This window comes from Streptomyces sp. NPDC007088, assembly GCF_042869355.1.
GTDB lineage: Bacteria > Actinomycetota > Actinomycetes > Streptomycetales > Streptomycetaceae > Streptomyces.
The window spans coordinates 1-21,095 of the sequence record NZ_JBIAFO010000013.1 but is presented as its reverse complement, the minus strand read 5'-3'; the positions used below and the strand labels follow the sequence as shown (position 1 = coordinate 21,095).

Sequence of the window (21,095 nt, the reverse complement as noted above, 5' to 3'; positions counted from 1 at the left end):
CCTCCCGCAGATCCCGGCCGGCGCTCCACCCGGCCGCGAGCACACCTGGCCGCGCCGGAAGCGCGCCCGTGCCGACGCGTGCGCGCGGTCGTTTCCCGGCGCGGTTCCACCGGCCGCGCCAACAGGCCGCGCGCGGGATGCGGCAGGTGCGCGGGGTCCCCGCGCACCCCTCGACCTGATGGGCGACGACCGATAAGTATCTCTCAACAGGCCCTCGATTGAGCTAAGTTGAGGCTATGCGCATAGTCGTATCAGTCCATGGGGGCGGTCCGGGGGCCGGGCACGAACTACGCCGCTGGATGGCCGGCGAACCGGATTTGCGCGGCCGGGTCCGGGTGGCGGAGGTGGCACCGAGGCGGCCGGGTGCGATGGGCTCCACGACCGACGCGTTCCTCGCGGTGCTGGAGCCGGGCGGGGTGGCCGCCGTGTTCGCCGCCGCGGTGGTGGCGTGGGTCCAGAGCCGGCGAGGCGGCCAGACCATCACGGTGACCCGGCCCGACGGCATGGAGATCACCGTCACCTCCACGCAGGTCAAAGGGCTCGACGCCCGGCAAGTGGCCGAACTCGTGGAGCGACTGGCCGCCGCGGTCGACGGCGCGCCCGCCGCCCCCGGCCGTAGCGCGGAACCCGGGCAGTCCGGCGAGGAGTCCCGGCCGGGCGGGACCGGGGCCCCGCCCCCGGCGGCATGAACGCGCCGGGCCTGGACGCGCCGGGCACGTACGCGGTCCTCGTGGGAACAGGGCGGCACGCACCCGGCTCGGCCCTCCTCGACCTGCCTTCCGTGGAGACCACACTCGACGCCCTCGAACGCGCCCTGGTCGAGATCTGCGGCATGGCCGCCGAGCACGTACGCAGAGTGCCAGGCGACGCCGGCCCCGGCGCGGTGGTCGCCGCGGTCGAACAGGCGGCGGCCGAGGCGAGTGGAGCGGTGCTCCTCTACTACGTCGGCCACGGCCTGCTCGGCCCCCGCGACGAGCTGTACCTCGCCACGCGCGCCTCCCGCTCCGCCGAGTCGGTCTCCGAAGCCGTCCCCTACCGGACACTGCGCGACCTGCTCGGGGAGTCGGCCGCGGGCGCCGTCGTCGTCCTCGACTGCTGCTTCTCGGGACGCGCCGCCGCCCCCGGGGACGACCGCCCCCGCGAGCCCTACGCCTCGGCCCGCCCCGACGGCAGCTACCTGCTGGGCTCCGCCTCCCACTTCGCGCTGTCCTTCGCGCCCGAGGGCCAGCCGCACACCCTGTTCAGCGGGCGGCTGCTGCGCCTGCTGGAGGAGGGCGACCCCTCCGGACCGCCCCGGCTCACCCTGGACCACCTGCACACCGCCCTGGAACGCGAGTTCCGGGGAGAGCCGACCGGGCCGCGCCGCCAGAGCGACGGCTCCCTCGGCCGGCTGGTCGTGGCCCACAACCGCGCCTACCGGCCCGCCCCCGGCCCCGCCGTCGCCCCGCCCGCAGACGTCCCCTGCCCCTACCCCGGTATGGAGGCGTTCCGCCCGGAGGACAGCGGACACTTCTTCGGCCGCGAGCACATCACCCGCCGCCTGCTGGACACCGTGTGCGCGCCCGGCGACCGGACCCCGGTCGTCCTCGTCGGCGCCTCCGGGGCGGGCAAGTCCTCCCTGCTGCGGGCCGGGCTGCTCGCCGGAGTCGAGCGCCGGTACCAGGCCCGGCCCGACGACCACCTGCCCTGGCCCGCCCTGCTGCTGCCCGCACCCGGAGCCCACCCGCTGCGGGCACTCGCGGCGCTGTGGGCACGCGCCACGGGCCGGCCGGTGGACGAGACCCTGACCGCCCTCGACACCGGCCGGTTTCCCGGGCCGCTGTCCGGACGGCGTCCCTGCCGGCTGCTGGTGGTCGACCAGTTCGAAGAGGTGTACACCCGCTGCCGTGACCCGCGGGAGGCCGCCCGGTTCGTCGCCCTGCTCACCGGCGAGGGACCCGGGCACCCGCGCGTCGTCCTCGGCCTGCGGGCCGACCACTACGGCAGCGCCCTCACCCACCCGGGCCTCGCGCGGGCACTGGAGCACGGCCAACTCGCGGTGCCGCCCATGGACGAAAGCGCCCTGCGCAGCGCCATCGAGGCCCCGGCCGAAGCCGCGGGACTGACCCTGGAGGACGGCCTCACCACCCGCCTCCTGCACGACCTGCGCCAGGGACACGAGGGCCCCCCGGGGCCGGGTGCCGCCCTCCCGTTCCTCGCCCACGCCCTCCGCGAGACCTGGCTGCGGCGCAGCGGCGCGGCGCTCACCCTCGCCGGCTACCACGCGACCGGCGGCATCTGGCGCTCCGTCACCACGACCACGGAGCGGCTCTACCAGTCCCTCGACGGCCCCGGCCGCGACGTACTGCGCGCCCTCCTGCTGCGCCTCGTCCACCTCACCGCCGACGGCACCGAACCCGTCGTGGCGCGCCGTACCGGCTCCGACGCCCTGCTCGACGGACTCACGCCCCGCCAACGACAGGAGGCGGCCGAGATCCTGGAGAAACTGGCCGCTACCCGCCTGCTCACCGTCGACCGGGACGAGGCCAGGATCTCCCACGAGGCGCTGCTCCGCGCCTGGCCACGGCTACGCCGGTGGATCGACGAGGACCGGGCGGGCCTCCTGGAGCGCCAGCGGCTGGCGGAAGCCGCCGACGAGTGGCAGACCTCGGGGCGCGACCCCGCCTACCTCTACCGGGGCGCCCGGCTGGAGAACGCCGACTCCGTCGTGAGGCCCGCGCCCAGCAGCCGCAGAGGGCCGTTGCGCCGCCTGGAACAGGAGTTCCTGGAGGCCGGCCGCGCCGCCGTGAGAGCCGAGAGCGACCGCGAGCGACGCCGCACCCAACGGCTCAAACGCCTCCTCGTCGTCCTGGCCGGGGGCCTGTGCCTCGCGCTCGTCTCCGGACTGTTCGCCTACCAGCAGTGGGGCGAGGCAGCGGGACAACGGAGGCTGGCCACCCAGAGGACGCTGTTGGCCGCGGCCCGGAACCTGCGCGAGACCGAGCCCGCCGCCTCGCTCCGGCTCGGGCTCGCCGCCCACCGCGAGTGGCCCTCCACGGACGCGCGGACAGCGGTTTTCGACACCCTGCGGCTCGGCAGGCTCCGCGACCGGATCCCCGCCCCGACGTCCGCCGGGGGCACGACGGCCCTCAGCCCCGACGGCACCACGCGCGCCGCTCGGGAGGGGAAGGGGGAGAAGGCCCGGCTGGTCCTGCGCGACGTACGCGACACACCGCGCCGTTCCCGGCCCGCCGTCCTCGCCGGCTGCCGCCTCACCGGCGGCGGGCTCGCCTTCAGCGGCGACGGGAAGACGCTCGCCGCCGACTGCGGGAACGACACGGTGGGCCTCTGGCGACTCGGCGGCCCCTCCTCGGCCCCGCGGCGCGTCGCCACCGTGCGGGCGGCGACACCGGCCGGCGGAGGCGCGCTCGCCCTGGACACGAAGGGCGGACTGCTGGCCGTGGAGAGCAGGACGGGCGAGGTGGAACTGCACAGCACCGCCGGCACACGGGAGACACAGTCGCTACGCCGGACCTCCCCCACCGGTTCCGTCGCCACGCTGAGGTTCAGCCCGGACGGTCACCTGCTCGTCGCGACCACCCGGTCCGCCACGACGAGGGATGGCCGCGTCGAACTGCGCGACGGCACCCTCTGGAGCCTCGCCGACCGCCGCCGTCCGCCGAAACCGGTACGGATCGCCACCGGCGGCGGGCCCGTGGTGTTCACCCCGGACAGCCGCACCTTCCTGACCTCCCAGATCGGCACCCTCGACAGCTGGGACGTGTCCGACCCGGCCGCGCCCAGGCAGCGCTCGCACCAGCCCTCCGCCCACTCACAGGACATCCAGTCGATCGCCGTCAGCCACGACGGCACCACCATGGCCACCGGCGGCGGCGACCGCTCCGTACTGCTGTGGGACCTCACCTCCGGCCCCGCCCTCGAACAGACCGCCGCACTCACCCTCCACGAACACTCCGTCAGCTCTCTCGCGTTCGCTCCCGACGACCAGAGCTTCGTCTCCGCCGACCAGCGGCTCACAGCCCGCTGGAAAACCGCCACCCGCCACCCCACCCAGTCCGCGGGCATCGAGGACCGCCACGGCATCCGGTCGCTCGCCTACTCCCCGGACGGTGAGAGCCTGGTCACGGGAGCCGCCGACGGGTCCGTCACCGTACGCGACGCCGCGGGACGCCGGATCGCCGGACCGTGGAGAGAGCACACGGGAGCGGTCACGGCGCTCGCCCTCAGCCACGACGGAAAGCTCCTCGCCAGCGGCGACGCCGAGGGAACCGTCCGCGTCTGGGACGTCGGGGACAACGGCGCCCTGCGCAAGACGGGCACCACCTTCACACGCGACCGGCCGGTGTCCACGCTCCGGTTCGCACCCGGGGGCCAGGTCCTGTGGGCCGACGGCGGCGGCCGGCGAACCCCGTTCGGCATCGACCCCGACTTCCCGCCCTGGAACGCCGCGTGGGACCTCAGCCGCCCCGGCCACCCCCGCTCCCTCGCGAGAGAGACTCCGGGCAGCCCCACCTTCAGCTCCGACGGACGGCTCGCCCTGCTGGGACGGACCCTGGCCGACGGTCCCACCGCGGTGGTGAAGACCCGCCTCGACGCCCTGCCCGCCACCTCCTTCGTCCTCGCCCTCCACCCGGACGGACGGACCCTCGCGGCCGGCGACTGGGGCAGCGACCAGCGCGTCCAGCTGTGGGACATCTCCGACCCCACCGCCCCGCACCGGCTCGGCGCGACGGAGGGCGAGGGCGACGCCTATCTCACGCGCCGGCTCCGCTACCACCCCGGGGGCAACCTCCTCGCCGAGACCAGCGCCGAGGGAGTGGTGACCCTCTACGACGTCGGCCGTCCCACCCACCCACGCCGCATCGCCGTCCTCGCCAAACTCGCCACCCAGGTCGAGTTCAGCCCCGACGGCACCCACGTGGCCACGATCGGCGCCGACGGAAACGTCGCCGTCTGGGACATCGCCGACCTCACCAGAATCAGCGCCGACCCCATCACCTGGGCCTGCGAACTGGCGGGCGGCCCCCTCACGGCCACCGAACGCGAACGCTACGCCCCGAGCCTGCCCCACCGGTCGGCATGCGACTGAGACCACCGAGACCCGGAACGGATCTCAGGCCAGCCGTCTCCGGCGTACGGCTGCGCAGCGCCGATACGCTCCAGGAGGATCTGCCGCACCCTGTCCTCGCCGGGTGACCGTCAGCGCCCCGCCTGAGGCGGCCGGCGACTCGGCGCGCACCCTGGGCCCGCCGGACGCCTGTCAGGGGAGGACACCGAGACTCCACTCCAGGACCGCCGCGGCACTGTGCATCTTCGCCTCGGCCTGCGTGAACGCGATCGAGCGTGGTCCGTCGAGTACCGCCGCGGTGACCTCGTCACCTCGATGAGCGGGCAGATCGTGAAGGAAGACCGCGTCCGGGCTGGCGTCCATGACGGATTCGTCAACCCGGAAGGGGACGAATTCCTCGCGCCAGTCGGGGGCGTCCTTCGAAGTGCCGGTGGTCTGCCACCGGGTCGTGTAGACGGCGTCGACGTCCTTGGGCATGTCCACGGTGTCGTGCCGCTCGGTGATGGTGGAGCCGTGCCGCGCCGCGAGGTCCCGGGCCCGCAGCAGGATCTCCGGATTCAGGGCGTAACGCCTCGGGGTCCGCAGGTGCAGCTCGGTGCCCGGGTAACGCGGAAGGGCAAGAGCCAGAGCGGCGGCGGTGTTGTTGCCCTCGCCCATGTAGAGCACCCGCCGCCCGTCCAGATTCCCGAAGTGTCCCGCCATGGCGGTCAGGTCGGTCAGCGCCTGCGTCGGATGCTCCTGCGCCGCCATGGCGTTCACCACCGCCATCCGGTCCTGGGAGGCCAGCGCGCGCAGTTCCCCGACGCCGCCCACCGTGCGGGCGACCAGGGCGTCCAGCATGCCTCCCAGGACCCGGCCGGTGTCCGCGGTGGTCTCGCCCGTGTTGACCTGGAGATCGTGAGGGCCGTAGGTGATGAGACGCGCGCCGAGGCGGAGGGCCGCGGAGGAGAACGCGGTACGCGTACGCGTCGACGTCGCCCGGAAGTAGATGCCGACAACGGCGCCGCGCAGCGTCTCGTCCGACCACGGCTTTGAGGCGAACCGGGCCCCTCTCTCCACGATCCGGTACAGGTCGGCGTCGGGAGTGTCGAACAACGAGATGAGGTGATTACGGACCATCGCGCGACTCCTGTGTAGAGCGGGCTTGGCAATGTAGAGGCGCTGTTTATCAGCCCGGTATCGACGTCGCCCCGGCGTCGGATGAGCGTGCGATAACGGGCTGAAAGTGCCGCTCCCTACGGTCGGGCATCGTGTCGGACGTGCGTGTGCGCCCCGGCTCTACGAGTTGTCGACGAAGTACAGGAGCCAGCAGAGTGGACCGTCGTGCGACGCGCAATCCGATCGGGCCGAGCCTGGGCGCTGATGTGGCGACGATGTCGCTGCCCGCACTGGTCGAGGCGCAGGTGCGGCGGGCTCCCGAGCAGCCGGCCGTGGTCTTCGGTTCTACCGTGCTCAGCTACGCCGAACTCGATCGCCGGGCCAACAGGCTGGCGCGAAGGCTCATCGGTGTCGGCGCGGGCCCCGAGCAGCTCGTGGCACTGGCCCTGCCGAGGTCGGCGGACGCGGTGGTCGCCATGCTGGCCGTACTGAAGACCGGGGCGGCATACCTGCCGGTCGACCCGCGCTACCCCGCTCAGCGGATCGCGTTCATGCTGACCGACTCCCGGCCGTCGGTCGTGCTCACGACGAGCGACACCCGCGCCGCGCTGCCCGGCACCGCGGCCCCTGTCGTACTTCTCGACACCGTCGACATGACGTCCGGTGACGACACTGCCCCCGGGATCACGGTCGGTACGCAGAACGCGGCCTACGTCATCTACACGTCCGGTTCCACGGGACTGCCCAAAGGGGTGGTCGTGCCACACCTGGGCGTCTCGAACCACATGCTGTGGCAGGCCAGCCAGTGGGGCATCGACACGTCGGACGTGGTGCTCGCCCGGACCGCCTTCAGCTTCGACGCGTCCGGCTCCGAGATCTGGCTGCCACTGATCGCCGGCGCGACGATCTGCATGGCGCCCGACGAGGTGGTGGGCCTGCCACATCTGTTGACCGACTACGCCGCCGAACACGGCGTCACGATCGCTCAGTTCGTGCCGTCACTGCTCGCGGTCGCGCTGCCCGCGCTCCGGGACACCTCCGGTCTCGCCCTGCGACTCCTCTTCGTGGCGGGAGAAGTGCTGCCGCCCTCCCTGGCGGACGAGGTCGTCACCAAGCTGGGCCTGCGACTCTGCCACCACTACGGCCCGACCGAAGCCTCGATCGACGTGACGGCGTTCGAGGTACGGCCCGGCGAGAGCTACCGGAACGTCCCCATCGGGTCCCCGGTCGCCAACACCCAGGTACACGTCCTCGACAGCGCCCTGAATCCGGTGGGACCCGGAGAAGAGGGCGAGCTCTACGTCGCGGGCGTCCAGCTCGCCCGCGGCTATCTGGGCCGGGCCGGCCTGACCGCACAGCGGTTCGTCGCCTCTCCGTTCGCCGACGGCGAGCGGATGTACAGGACCGGTGACCTGGCCAGGTGGAACGCCGACGGCCTCATCGAGTTCGCGGGTCGAGCCGACGACCAGGTGAAGATCCGCGGCTTCCGAATCGAGCTGGGCGAGATCGAAGCGGCGATCACCGAACTGGCCGAGGTGTCCCGGGCAGCCGTGACCGTGCGCGAGGACCGCCCGGGACAGCGGCGCCTCGTCGCCTACGTCGTCGGCGCGGTGGAGGCTGCCACCATGCGGGACCGGCTGGCCACCCGGCTGCCCGAGCACATGGTGCCGTCGTTCTGCGTGATGCTCGACGAGCTTCCGCTCGCACCGAACGGCAAGCTGGACCGTGCCGCGCTACCCGCCCCGGAACACACCGCGGGCGCCGGCCGCGCGCCCCGAACGGCCGCTGAAGAGGTTCTCGCCGGACTCTTCGCCGATGTGCTGGGCATCGACCGGGTCGGTGCGGACGACGGTTTCTTCGATCTCGGCGGCGATTCACTCCTCGCGGCCCGGCTGATCAGTCGTATCCGCACCGCACTCGACCGTGAGGTGTCGGTCCGCGCCCTCTTCGAGGCGCCCACCGTCGCCGGCCTGGCCGCCCGCCTCGCCGAGGCGGGAGTGGCGCGGCCACCGCTGACCCGCACTGAGCGCCCCGACCCCATGCCGCTGTCGCACGCCCAGCGAGGGCTGTGGTTCCTGCACCAGCTCGAAGGCGCGAGTGCCACCTACAACATCCCCCTCGTCCTGCGGCTGACCGGAGAGGTGGACACGGCGGCGCTCCACGCCGCCGTCCGCGACGTCTCCCGGCGGCACGAGACGCTGCGGACGGTGTTCCCGGAGACGGACGGCGTGGCCCGCCAGGCCGTACTCGACACGCCCGCCACGCTCACCGTCGTCAACACCACCGACATCGACGGCGCGGTGGCCGCAGCGGCCCGTCACCCGTTCGACCTCGGTGGGGAGGCGCCGCTGCGAGCCACCCTGTTCTCGCGACCCGACGCGGGCGAGCACACCCTCCTGCTCCTGATGCATCACATAGCGAGTGACGGTTGGTCCGAGCGCCCGCTGATCGACGACCTGTCCCTGGCCTACGCCGCCCGTCGCGACGGACGCGAACCGGCATGGGACGAACTGCCGGTGACCTACGCCGACTACACCCTCTGGGAGGGCGAGGCCGGCAGCGTCGACTTCTGGCGGACCGCGCTCGCCGGGCTGCCGCAGCGCGTCGAGATTCCCACCGACCGCCCCCGGCCCCCGGCCGCGAGCTTCCGCGGTGACGAGGTGCGCACCCACCTGGACGCCGAACTGCACCGGGAGGTGACCGCGCTCGCCCGCTCCACCGGACGTACGGTCTTCATGGTGGTGCAGGCCGCTCTCGCGGCGCTCATGACCCGGCTGGGAGCCGGTACCGACATCCCTCTCGGAACCCCGACCGCGGGGCGGCCCGACGAGCAACTCGACCATCTCGTCGGCTACTTCGTGAACACGCTCGTGCTGCGTACGGACACTTCGGGCGACCCGGCCTTCCGGGAGCTCCTGGACCGGGTGCACAGCACGGCCGCTGCTGCCTACCCGCACCAGGACGTCCCGTTCGATCGACTCGTGGAAGCGCTCAATCCGGCCCGGTCCCTCTCGTACCACCCTCTCTTCCAGGTGATGCTCACCTTTGAGAACCTCGGCACGGCCGCACCCGCCATGCCGGGACTCGCCGTCGAGGTGGACGAAGTCGCCACCGGCGTCGCCAAGTTCGATCTCGACCTGCGCCTCCAGGAGCGTTTCTCCGACACCGGCACTCCGGCCGGAGTGGACGTGGTCGCCGAGTACTCCACCGATCTCTTCGACGGCTCTTCGATCGACACGCTCATCGCCCGGCTCGCCCGGCTGCTGCGTGCGGTGGTGGCCGACCCGGAACGCCGGATCTCCACGATCGACCTGCTCACCGACGAGGAACGCGTCGTGATCCACGGCCGTTCCGATCGGGTCGTCGACGAGCACGGCGAGCCGGTACCCGACGGCGTGGTGGGCGTCCTTGACGGCGCCCCGGCCAGGTACACCCTCGACGGACGCCTCGAACGCCTGTGCGCGCCGGTCCTCGTCGACGGAGCACCCGTCGACGCCTCCCGTACCGTCGAGACTCTGCTCGCCCACCCCGCGCTCGTGGACGCGGCGGTGACGGACGGTCTCATCGCCTACGTCGTGACCGCGCCGGGCCTCTCCGTACGCCCCGTCGACCTTCGTGATCACCTCGTCCGTGTCCTGCCCGACTTCCTCGTGCCGGAGACGTACGTCACCCTCGCCGAGCTGCCGCGCACCGAGGACGGCCGCCTCGACGCGGGCGCGCTGCCGACGCCCGCCCCCGATGGCCTCGAACCGGTGGGTTCCCCCGAGGAGGAACTGCTCGCCTCACTTTTCGCCGAGGTGCTCGGCCTGCCCCAGGTGGGCCCCGACCAGGGATTCTTCGATCTCGGCGGCGACAGCATCGTCTCCATCAAGCTGGTCAGCCGTGCCCGCAAGGCCGGACTGCGTATCACCCCGCGGGACGTCTTCGAGCACAAGACCGTCGCCCGCGTCGCCGCCGCGGCCCGCAGGGCGGCTCCCGCCGCCCCGACCGCCCGGGACATCGCCACAGGCCCGTTGCTCCCCACACCGGTCATGGCGGACCTGCGTGACCTCGGCGGTCCCATCGACGGCTACCACCAGTCGATGCTGCTTGTCGTGCCGGCCGGTCTCGGAGCCGAGCGTCTGACCGCCGCACTCCAGGCGGTCATCGACCGGCACGACGCTCTTCGGCTGACCCTGGACGACAAGTGGGGACTCACCGTCCCCACACCGGACGCCGTCACCGCGACCGTCCGCCGCGTGGACGTCGCCGCCGCCGACGCCGACGCGCTGCGCGAGGCGATCGAAGAGCACAGCAGGGCCGCGCAGTCGGAACTGGACCCCTCCAAGGGCGATCTCGTGCGTGCGGTGTGGTTCGACGCCGGAACGGAGGCCGGGCGGCTGCTGCTGCTCGTACACCACCTGGCCGTGGACGGCGTTTCGTGGCAGCCCCTCCTCGGCGACCTACGGGCCGCGTGGGAGGGAGAGCCCCTCGAACCGGTCGGGACCTCGTTCCGGCGGTGGAGCGCACTTCTCGACGAGGAGGCGAACAGCCGCACCGGTGAACTGCCCTTCTGGCGGTCCGTGCTGGAGACACCCGACCCCCTCCTCGGCGACCGGCCCCTGGACCCCTCGGCGGATGTCCGTTCCCAGGCTCAGACGCTGACGCTCACCCTGCCGGCCGACCTCACCGAAGCGCTGCTCACATCGGTCCCCGGCGCGGTGCACGCAGGGGTCAGGGACGTGCTGGTCACGGGCCTTGCGCTGGCTGTCGCCGCCTGGCGCGGCAAGCGCGGAGCCGACGCCTCCGAACTGCTCCTCGAACTGGAGGGGCACGGGCGCGAGGACATCATGCCCGGACTGGACCTCAGCCGTACTGTCGGCTGGTTCACCAGCGCGTTCCCCGTGCGTGTCGACCCGGGAAGCGCGGAGGGAGTGCGCGCCCTGAAGCTGGTCAAGGAGCAGCTGCGCGCGGTGCCCGGCAACGGCATAGGCTACGGATTGCTGCGACACCGCAACCCGCGCACCCAGGCGGAGCTGGCCGCGTACGGCCGCCCGCAGCTCGGATTCAACTACCTGGGCCGCTACGCCGCCCCCGGACTCGACGACTGGGCGCCCGCTCCTGAGGCTTCCGCGCTCGGCGCGGGCTTTGACCCCTCCGCGCCACTCGGCCTGGGCATCGAGCTCGACGCCGTGACGGTCGACCATGCCCACGGGGCGCAGCTCGTCGCGACCTGGACCTGGTCGAAGGCCCTCCTGGCCGAGGACGACGTGCGGGAGCTGGCGCACAACTGGTTCACCTCACTCGCCGACCTCGCGGGCGTCGAAGGCGGCGGACTGACCCCGTCCGACCTGCCCCTCGTGGACCTCTCGCAAGGCGACATCGAGGAGCTGGAAGGGGCACTTCCGAATCTGGCCGACGTGCTGCCGCTCGCCCCGCTCCAGGAGGGCCTGCTCTTCCACGCCCTCTACGACTCCGGTGCCGACCTCTACGCCGTCCAGGAGGTCTTCTCGCTGCGCGGCCCGCTGGACCCGGGCACCCTGCGCGTCGCCGCGGCCTCCCTTCTCGATCGCTACCCGAACCTGCGGGCGGGCTTCCACCACGAGGGCCTGTCCCGGCCCGTGCAGGTGGTTGTCGACGGCCTCGAACTACCGTGGCGGGAGGCCGACCTCTCAGGACTCACCGAGGCCGAGCGCGAGCCCGCCCTCAGCCGGATCGTGGCCGAGGCGCGTGCCGAGCGCTTCGACCTGGACCGGCCGCCACTGCTGCGCTTCACGCTGGTCAGGCTTGACGAGGACGAGTACCGGCTCGTCCTCGTCAACCACCACATCCTCTTCGACGGCTGGTCCATGCAGCTGCTGCTGCACGACCTGTTCGCGCTGTACCGGGGCGAGACCCTGCCCGAGCCGGCCGCGTTCCGCGACCACCTGGCCTGGATGGCGCGACAGGGCGGTACGGCAGCGCACGACGCCTGGCGGGTCGCGCTCGACGGGCTCGCCGCACCGACCCTCCTCGCCGAACCGGGGACGCAGGCGCCCGCTCGCCCGCTCCAGGTCTACTGCGACCTGCCCGACAGGGTGTCCGGACGGCTCCAGGACCGGCTGCGCGAGTACGGGATCACCCTCAACACCGCTGTCCAGGGACTGTGGAGCCTGCTGCTCAGCGCTCGCACCGGACAGGACGACGTCGTGTTCGGCGCCACGTACTCCGGACGCTCCGCGGAGGTGGCCGGCAGCGAGGCGATGGTCGGCATGTTCATCAACACGTTGCCCGTGCGCGTCCGGCTCGACGCGACGGAGTCCCTGCTACAGCTGATGGAACGCGTCCAGGACGAGCAGTCCCGGCTGATCGCGCACCAGCACCTCGGGCTGAACGACGTACAGCGGCTCCGGGGCCTGGGGGACCTGTTCGACACGCTGACCATCGTTGAGAACTACCCGCACGACGAGGTGTGGGAGCCCGCTCCCGGCCTGCGCGCGAGTGTGGTGGAGGACCACGATGCCACCCACTACCCGCTGACCCTCTCGGTCCTTCCGGGGTCCCGGCTCAAGCTGCGCCTGGAGTACCGGCCGGATCTGCTGGACGGTGCGCAGATCGACGTGCTCGCCGCTGACCTCGTCCGCCTGTTCACCGCTTTCGTGGACGACGCCTCCGTACCCGTCGGTGAACTGGTCAAGAAGGAGACGGCCGTGGTGGCAACCGCCCCGGCCACCGCGCCGACGGACGGTCCAGCCGACGCGGGCAGTGCCACCGCGCCCCTCTCCTTCCGCGCACCGCGCACCCCGGAGCAGGAGATACTCTGCGGCCTCTTCTCCGCCGTGCTCGGAGTACCGACCGTGGGCATCGACGACAGCTTCTTCGACCTCGGCGGGCACTCGCTCACCGCGATCCGGCTGCTCAGCCGTATCCGCTCGATGTTCAACGTGGAACTGTCCATCCGGCATCTGTTCGAGGCTCCCACCGTCGCCGAACTCGCCGAACGGATGACGGGCGCCGAGCAGTCCAGGCTCGCCCTCGGCCCGATGACACGGCCGAAGTACGTCCCCGTCTCGGCGGCGCAATGGCGCCTGTGGTTCCTGTACCGGCTCGAAGGCCGCAGCGCCACCTACACCGTGCCGCTGCTCCTGCGCATGTCGGGACCCCTGGACCGGGCGGCCCTCGAAGCCGCTCTCGGCGACATGGTGGCGCGGCACGAGAGCCTGCGCACGCGCTTTCCCGAAGTGGACGGGCAGCCCTACCAGCTGATCGTCGAGGCCGAACAACCGGATGTCACCCTGGTGGAGACCGATGAGGCCGGGCTCACCGAGCGACTTGCCGTCGCCACGCGCTACGGCTTCGATCTCGCCACAGAACTGCCGCTACGGATCACCCTGTTCCGGCTCTCCGAGACCGAGCACGTCCTGCTCTTCCTGCTGCACCACATCGCCAGTGACGGCTGGTCGGACGCACCGTTCGCGCGGGACCTCAGCGTGGCGTACGGCGCCCGGACCGAGGGACAGGCGCCGGCCTGGTCAGCCCTGCCCGTCCAGTACGCCGACTACACGCTCTGGCAGCGTGAACTGCTCGGTTCGGAGAAGGATCCTCAGAGCCTGCTGTCCCGGCAACTCGCCTACTGGCAGGAGACTCTCGCCGGACTTCCGGAGCAGACGGAGCTTCCCACCGACCGGCCGCGACCGTCCGCCGCGAGCTTCCGCGGCGAGGAGGTCCACTTCGAGCTCGACGCCGGCCTGCACGCCGGGCTGCTCGAACTGGCCCGCCACACGAACACCACCCTCTTCATGGTGTTCCAGGCGGCGGTGGCCGGACTGCTCACCCGGCTCGGAGCAGGCGAGGACATCCCGCTCGGCGGCGTCATCGCCGGGCGGACCGACGAGGCGCTCGACGAACTGATCGGCTTCTTCGTCAACACCCTGGTGCTGCGCACCGACACCTCGGGGAACCCGACCTTCCGGGAACTCCTCGCCCGGGTGCGAGAGACGGATCTGGCCGCGTACGCGCATCAGGACGTGCCGTTCGAGCGGCTGGTGGAGGTACTCAACCCGACCCGCTCCCTCGCACACCACCCGCTGTTCCAAATCATGATCCTGTTCCAGAACAACGCCGAGGCGGACCTGAGCCTGCCCGGCCTGCGGGCTGGGCTGGAGGATGTCGGTTCCGGGGTCGCCAAGTTCGACCTCGACTTCGACATGCAGGAGAAGCACGGCCCCGATGGTGAGCCCGCCGGTCTGTCGGGCCTGGTCGAGTACGCGACCGACCTGTTCGACCGGTCCACCGTGCAGGACATCGTCGACCGGCTCACCCGGCTGCTGAGAGCGGTCGTAGCCGACCCCGACCAGAGGCTGTGGCAGACGGACGTCCTGGCCCCGGCAGAACGCCGCGAACTCCTGGAGCAGTGGACCGCACCGGCTCCGCCGTCCGGGCGGACGACCGTGCCTGAGCTGTTCGAAGCCGCCGCCACCGCGCACCCCGAGGCGATCGCCCTCGTCGAGGGCACGGAGCGCCTGACCTACGCGCAGCTGAACGACCGGGCGAACCGGCTCGCCCACACCCTCATCGCTCAGGGCGTCGGACCGGAGTCCGTAGTCGCGCTCGCCCTGCCGCGCAGCGTGGACCTCGTGGTGGGCGTTCTCGGCGTCCTCAAGGCCGGCGGCGTCTACCTGCCACTGGACCCGAACTACCCGGCCGAGCGCATCGCCTTCGTCGTGGAGGACGCTCGCCCAGCCGTGGTCGTCACGAGCGTCCGCGTGGACGTGGCGCTGCCCGAGGGCCATACCCGCGTGGTCGTCGAGGAACTGGCCGGCGGCCCCGTCACCGACCCGGTACGCCGGACGCTGCGCCCCGACAACGGCGCGTACATCATCTACACATCCGGGTCCACCGGGCAGCCCAAGGGTGTTCTGATCCCCCACCAGAACGTCGTGCGGCTCTTCGGACAGACTGAACAGTGGTTCTGTTTCGACGAGTCCGACGTGTGGACGCTGTTCCACTCCTACGCGTTCGACTTCTCCGTCTGGGAGCTGTGGGGACCGCTGCTGCACGGCGGCACGCTCGTCGTGGTCCCGCAGGACGTGAGCCGGTCCCCGCTCGACTTCCTGCGGCTGCTTGAGAGAGAGCGCGTCACCGTGCTCAACCAGACGCCGTCCGCCTTCTACCAACTCGCGCAGGCCGACGAGGAGAACCCCGGCACCGAGCTGGCGCTGAGGTATGTGGTCTTCGGCGGTGAGGCTCTCGACTTGGGACGGCTCTCGTCCTGGTACGACCGGCACGCCGACGACTCTCCCGTACTGGTCAACATGTACGGCATCACCGAGACCACGGTGCACGTCACCCACCAGGCGCTCGACCGCGTCTCGGCGGCCACCGCCGCGAACAGCGTGGTCGGCGTCAACATCCCCGACCTGCACGTGTACGTCCTCGATCAGGGCCTGCAGCCCGTCCCGGCGGGCACCACCGGCGAGCTGTACGTCGCCGGTGCCGGCCTGGCCCGCGGCTACCTCGGGCGGCCCGGCCTCAGCGCGCAGCGCTTCGTCGCCGATCCGTACGGAGCGCCCGGGACCCGCATGTACCGCACCGGAGACCTGGCTCGCCGGGCCGCCGACGGCACGCTGTCCTACTTCGGGCGGGCCGACGACCAGGTGAAGATCCGCGGCTTCCGGATCGAGCTGGGCGAGATCGAGGCCGCAGTCCTCGACGCTCCGGACGTCGCGCAGGTCGCCGTGATCGTGCGGGAGGACCAGCCGGGTGATCTGCGGCTCACCGCGTACGTGGTCGGCGGCGACACCACCCGTGTCCGCGAACATGTCGTGGACGTGCTGCCCGCCCACATGGTCCCCGCCTCCTTCGTCACGCTCGACCGGCTGCCACTCACCCCGAACGGCAAGCTCGACCGCAAGGCCCTGCCCGCGCCCACGCCGGCCGGTGCCGCGGAGGGCCGGCGACCTCGCAACCCGCGCGAGGAACTCCTCGCGGTCCTCTTCGCCGACGTGCTGAACGTGGACCGGGTGGGGATCACAGACAACTTCTTCGAACTGGGTGGGCATTCGCTCCTCGCCACCCGGCTGATCAGCCGCATCCGCTCCACGATGGGTGTGGAGGTGCCCGTGCGGGCACTGTTCGAGACGCCGACCGTCGCCGGGCTCGCCACCTGGACGGACCAGGCGGGCGAGGCCAGGCGCGCCCTGAAGCCCATGGAGCGTCCCGAGCGGGTGCCGCTCTCCTTCGGCCAGCGCGGACTGTGGTTCCTCAACCGGCTCGAAGGCCCCAGCTCGACGTACAACGTGCCGCTCGTCATGCGCTTCTCGGGGCCGCTCGACGTACCGGCGCTACGGGCCGCCCTGCACGACGTGGTCGCCCGGCACGAGGGGCTGCGCACCCTCTTCCGCGAGGCCGGGGGCACGCCGTACCAGCACATCGTGCCCGCGGACGAAGCGGTGGTGGACCTGACGGTCGCCGATGTCGACGACGAGCAGCACTTGGCGGCGGCTCTCGCCGAGGCGGCCCAGTACCACTTCGACCTCGTCACCGAACTGCCCATCCGCTGCACCCTGTTCCGGCTCGGCGACGAGGAACACGCCCTGCTGCCGCTCATGCACCACATCGCCAGCGACGGCTGGTCGGAGACACTGCTCGGCGACGATCTGTCCGTCGCCTACGCGGCACGGGCGGAGGGCCGTGCCCCCGGCTGGGCACCGCTTCCCGTGCACTACGCGGACTACACCCTGTGGCAGCGTGACCTGCTCGGACGCGAGGACGACCCCGACAGCGCGATCTCCCGGCAACTCGCCTACTGGACCGAGAACCTCCGCGGCCTGCCGGAACTCGTGAACCTGCCCACCGACCGGCCCCGGCCACCGGTGGCCACGTACGGAGGCGCCGAGGCCCCGTTGCGTCTGGACGCCGCACTGCACGAGGCCCTGCTGCGTCTCGCCCGCCAGGGCAACACCACCCTCTTCATGACGATCCAGGCCGGCTTGGTCGCCCTCATGAGCAGGCTCAGCGGTGACACCGACATCGCCATCGGAACCCCGGTCGCCGGACGTACCGACGAGGCACTGGAAGACCTGTTCGGCTATTTCGTCAACACGCTCGTGCTACGCACCGACGCCTCGGGCGACCCCACGTTCACCGAACTGCTGGAGCGCGTACGGGAGACGGACCTGGCCGCCTTCGCCCACCAGGACGTGCCGTTCGAGCGCGTCGTCGAAGTGGTCAACCCCGTGAGGTCGCTCGCCCGGCACCCCCTCTATCAGGTCATGTTCACGTTCGAGAACTTCGACGAGGTCAAGCTCACCGTTCCCGGCCTCGAGACCCGGCTCGAAGACGTGGTTGGCGACGCCTCCAAGTTCGACATGGACGTCCGTCTTCAGGAGAGGTACGGACCGGACGGCGAGCCCGCCGGGATCGTCGGCGAGATCGAGTACGCCACCGACCTGTTCGACCGGGCCACGATGAACGCGTTCGGCGACCGCCTGATCCGGCTGCTCACCGCGGCCGCCGCCGACCCGGCCGTGCCGGTCGCCGCGCTTGACCTGCTGTCCGATGCCGAGCGGGCCACCGCCCTGGTGGACGCGGAAGGACGCCCCGTGCCCCCGGGCGTGGTGGCCACGCTCCCCTCGGGAGAGCTGGCACGCCGCGATCCCGACGGCTGCACCGAGCTTCTCGGGCGCCCCGCGGACGTACGGCTGGTGCGCGGGTTCCGCGTCAACCCCGTCGAGGTAGCGGCCCGGCTGCGCGAGGTCTTCGCGGACGCCGCCGTCGTCGCCGGCTCCGCACGGGTCGTCGCCTACGTCGTCCATGACGCCGACGCGACGGCCGCACGGCGCCTCGCCGAGTCAGTGCTGCCCGACTACCTCGTACCGGCCAAGTTCGTCGTCGTCACGGAGATCCCCGCCGAACTTCCGGCCGAGGACCTCGCCACCGCCGCCGCCCGGCGCAGCCCGCGCACCTTCGCCGAGGAGATCATCGCCGGTCTCTTCGCCGAGACGCTGGGCGTCGCCGCGGTCGGTGTCGACGACAACTTCTTCGACCTCGGCGGTCACTCGCTGTCCGCGATCCGGCTTCTCAGCCGCGTCAGGTCGCGGCTCGGGGCGGAACTGTCGGTGCGGTCGTTGTTCGCCGAGCCCACGGTGGCGGGGCTCGCCGCGAGGATTGACGGCACATCCGCCAACCGGCCCGCCCTGCGCCGCAGGGAGCGTCCGGCACACGTGCCGCTCTCCTTCGCCCAGCAGCGCCTGTGGTTCCTGCACCGGCTCGAAGGGCCGAGCACCACGTACAACGTGCCGACGCTGATCAAGCTCACCGGCGAGCTCGACGTGGCGGCCCTCGAAGCGTCGCTGGGCGATGTCGTGGCACGGCACGAAACGCTGCGGACCGTGTTCCCGTCCGATGCGGACGGAACCCCCTACCAGCGGGTGCTCGGAGTCGACGAGGCCAGGCCCTCGCTGGCCACTGACGTCGCGGATCCCGCCGAGGCCGCCCGGCACACCTTCGATCTCGAAACCGAACCCCCGCTGCGCGCCACGCTGTTCCAGGACGGGCCGGACGAACACCGGCTGCTCCTGCTGATCCACCACATCGCCGGCGACGGCTGGTCGACCGGCGCGCTCGCCCGGGACCTGTCAGACGCGTACGCCGCCCGGCGGGCCGGCCGGGCGCCGCGCTGGCCCGAACTGGCGGTCCAGTACGCCGACTACACGCTGTGGCAGTCCGAACTGCTCGGCGCCGAGGACGATCCGGAGAGCCTCGTCAGCCGGCAGCTGGCCTGGTGGAAGGGCGCCCTCGACGGGATGCCTGAGCTGCTTCCACTGCCGACGGACCGGCTGCGGCCCGCCGAGGCGACCCACCGCGGCGCCGAGGTCGGCATCCGCGTCCCAGCCGAGCTGCACAGCCGTCTCCAAGCGGTGGCGCGGGAGACCAACACGACCCTGTTCATGGTGGTGCAGTCGGCCCTCGCTCTCATGCTGTCCAAGCTGGGTGCGGGAACCGACATCCCGATCGGCACCCCGGTCGCGGGAAGGACGGACGACAGCCTCCAGGATCTCGTCGGGTTCTTCGTCAACACCCTCGTCCTGCGCACCGACGTCTCCGGATCCCCCTCCTTCCGGGAACTGTTGGCCAGAGTGAAGGAGGCGGACCTGGCCGCGTTCGCCCACCAGGACGTGCCGTTCGAGCGACTGGTGGACGTGGTACGCCCCGGGCGCTCGCTGGGCCACCACCCTCTGTTCCAGGTGATGCTCGTCTTCGAGAACGACGACGAGGACGACTTCGCCCTGGCCGGTCTGACCTCCGCGTTCGATGAGGACATCGACATGGGAGCGGCCCGTTTCGACCTGACCCTGCACGTGCGGGAGATGGTCGGTGCGGACGGTGCGACCGAGGGCATCGGCATCGACCTGGAGTACGCCGAGGACCTCTTCGACACCGCCACGGCACAGCGGATGGCCGCGCAGTTCGTCCACCTGCTGGAGACGGTGAGTACCGACGCGGATGTCGTCGTGGACCGGCTCGCGCTGCCGCACGCCGTGCACGGCCGCGCCGCGGGGGTTCCGGCGGACACGCCCACCCTGCTCGAACTGATCAGCGCGCAGCCGGCGGACGCCGTCGCGATCATCGACGGCGACGGCGAGACGACGTACGGGCAACTGCTGGCCCAGCCGCCCGCCGGAATCCTGGCCGCGGTCGTCAGCGGCGAACCGTTCGTGCTGCGCACGCGTACTGGCACACCCGTTGTCGTCCCGCAGAACGTCGTCGCGGCTCGCGTCGCGGCCCGGCAGAGCGTCCACGGCCTGGACGGCACGGACCGAGTCCGGTCCGCGGCCGCCCCCGGGACGATGGCTGAGATCGATGAGGTGCTCTGGCCCCTCGCCGCCGGTGCGGCCGTCGTGCGCGCCGACCGCACGGTCGCCCCGCTCGACTCTCTGCGGGGCGCCACGACGCTCCACGTCACCCCCTCCGAGCTGGCCGCGCTCCTCGGCGACCCGGCCCTGCCGGAGGCCGGTCTGCGACGGGTGTTCTGCTCGGGCGAGGCATTGGCCGAGCCCCTGCAGCGAGCCTGGTTCGCCGCCGTGGACGTGCCGCTGTGGTACGGCTACTCGCTGACCGAGGCCGCCGGATTCGTCACGGAGCGGGCCTGCGATCCGGACGACTGGAACACCGTGGTGCCCCTCGGCACCCCGCTGCCCGGCTCCGTCCTCTACGTACTCGACGCCGGCCTGTGCCCGGTTCCGCCGGGCGTGGTCGGCCGGCTCCATGTTGGCGGGCCGCTGCTCGGGACCGCCCCCACGGTGATCGCCGACCCCTTCGGCGATCCGGGTTCGCGGATGGTCCGTACGGGAGATCTGGTGCGCTGGACCTCGGACGGCGAGCTGGAGTTCGTGGGTGCGCCGCTGCCGGTCGCGGGCTTCACCGCCTACCCGACGCAGCTCGAAGCGGTCCTGGCCGAACACGACGACATCGCCCGAGCCGCCGTGGTGGTCCGGGACGGATCTCTCGTCGCGTATCTGGTCCCGGCCCCCGGCTCCACCATCACGCCCGGTGTCGTCGCGGCCTTCGCACGGGCCGCTCTGCCCGATCATCTGGTCCCGGCCTCCTGGGTGGTCCTGGACCGGCTGCCGCTGACCGCGGACGGCCGGGTGGACAGCGACGCGCTGCCGTCGCCGGGCCCCGCCGGCGCCGGAGCGGGGCGCGCCGCCTCCAGCACTCCGGCGGAGGAGATCCTCCGCGGACTGTTCGCCGAGGTTCTCGGAGTCGAGGACGTCGGCCTCGATGACGGATTCTTCGAACTGGGCGGGCATTCGCTCCGTGCCACTCGTCTGATCAGCCGCATCCGTTCCGCGTTCGGCGTCGAACTCCCCGTTCGTGCGGTGTTCGAGTCGCCGACGGTGGCGGGTCTGGCGTTGCGGTTGGTGGGTGCGGATGTGGCGCGTGGGGGGGTGGTGGCGGGGGTGCGTCC

At 72.0% G+C, this 21,095-nt stretch carries 4 protein-coding genes; 3 read left to right on the top strand and 1 reads right to left on the bottom strand.

Annotation, left to right across the window (positions count from 1 at the left end):
* Positions 1–236 precede the first annotated feature (236 nt).
* Both ACFYMP_RS21125 and ACFYMP_RS21120 read left to right on the top strand, forming a co-directional pair.
* Positions 237–689: a hypothetical protein gene (locus ACFYMP_RS21125; protein WP_388859700.1), complete on the top strand. Its 453-nt coding sequence runs from the start codon at positions 237–239 to the stop codon at positions 687–689.
* Positions 686–5,089 carry a hypothetical protein gene (locus ACFYMP_RS21120; RefSeq protein WP_388859697.1) on the top strand — a complete coding sequence of 1,468 codons (4,404 nt, stop codon included), beginning with the start codon at positions 686–688 and terminating at the stop codon, positions 5,087–5,089. Before ACFYMP_RS21125 ends, ACFYMP_RS21120 begins: the two co-directional genes overlap by 4 nt.
* A gap of 171 nt (positions 5,090–5,260) precedes the next feature.
* On the opposite strand, the gene ACFYMP_RS21115 is transcribed toward ACFYMP_RS21120, so the two are convergent.
* Positions 5,261–6,187, bottom strand: a complete 927-nt coding sequence (locus tag ACFYMP_RS21115; RefSeq protein ID WP_388859694.1) for an ornithine carbamoyltransferase — start codon at positions 6,185–6,187, stop codon at positions 5,261–5,263.
* Positions 6,188–6,381: 194 nt separating this feature from the next.
* Between ACFYMP_RS21115 and ACFYMP_RS21110 the strand changes: the two genes are divergently transcribed.
* The coding region (locus ACFYMP_RS21110; RefSeq protein ID WP_388859691.1) for an amino acid adenylation domain-containing protein at positions 6,382–21,095 on the top strand (14,714 nt) is incomplete at its 3' end.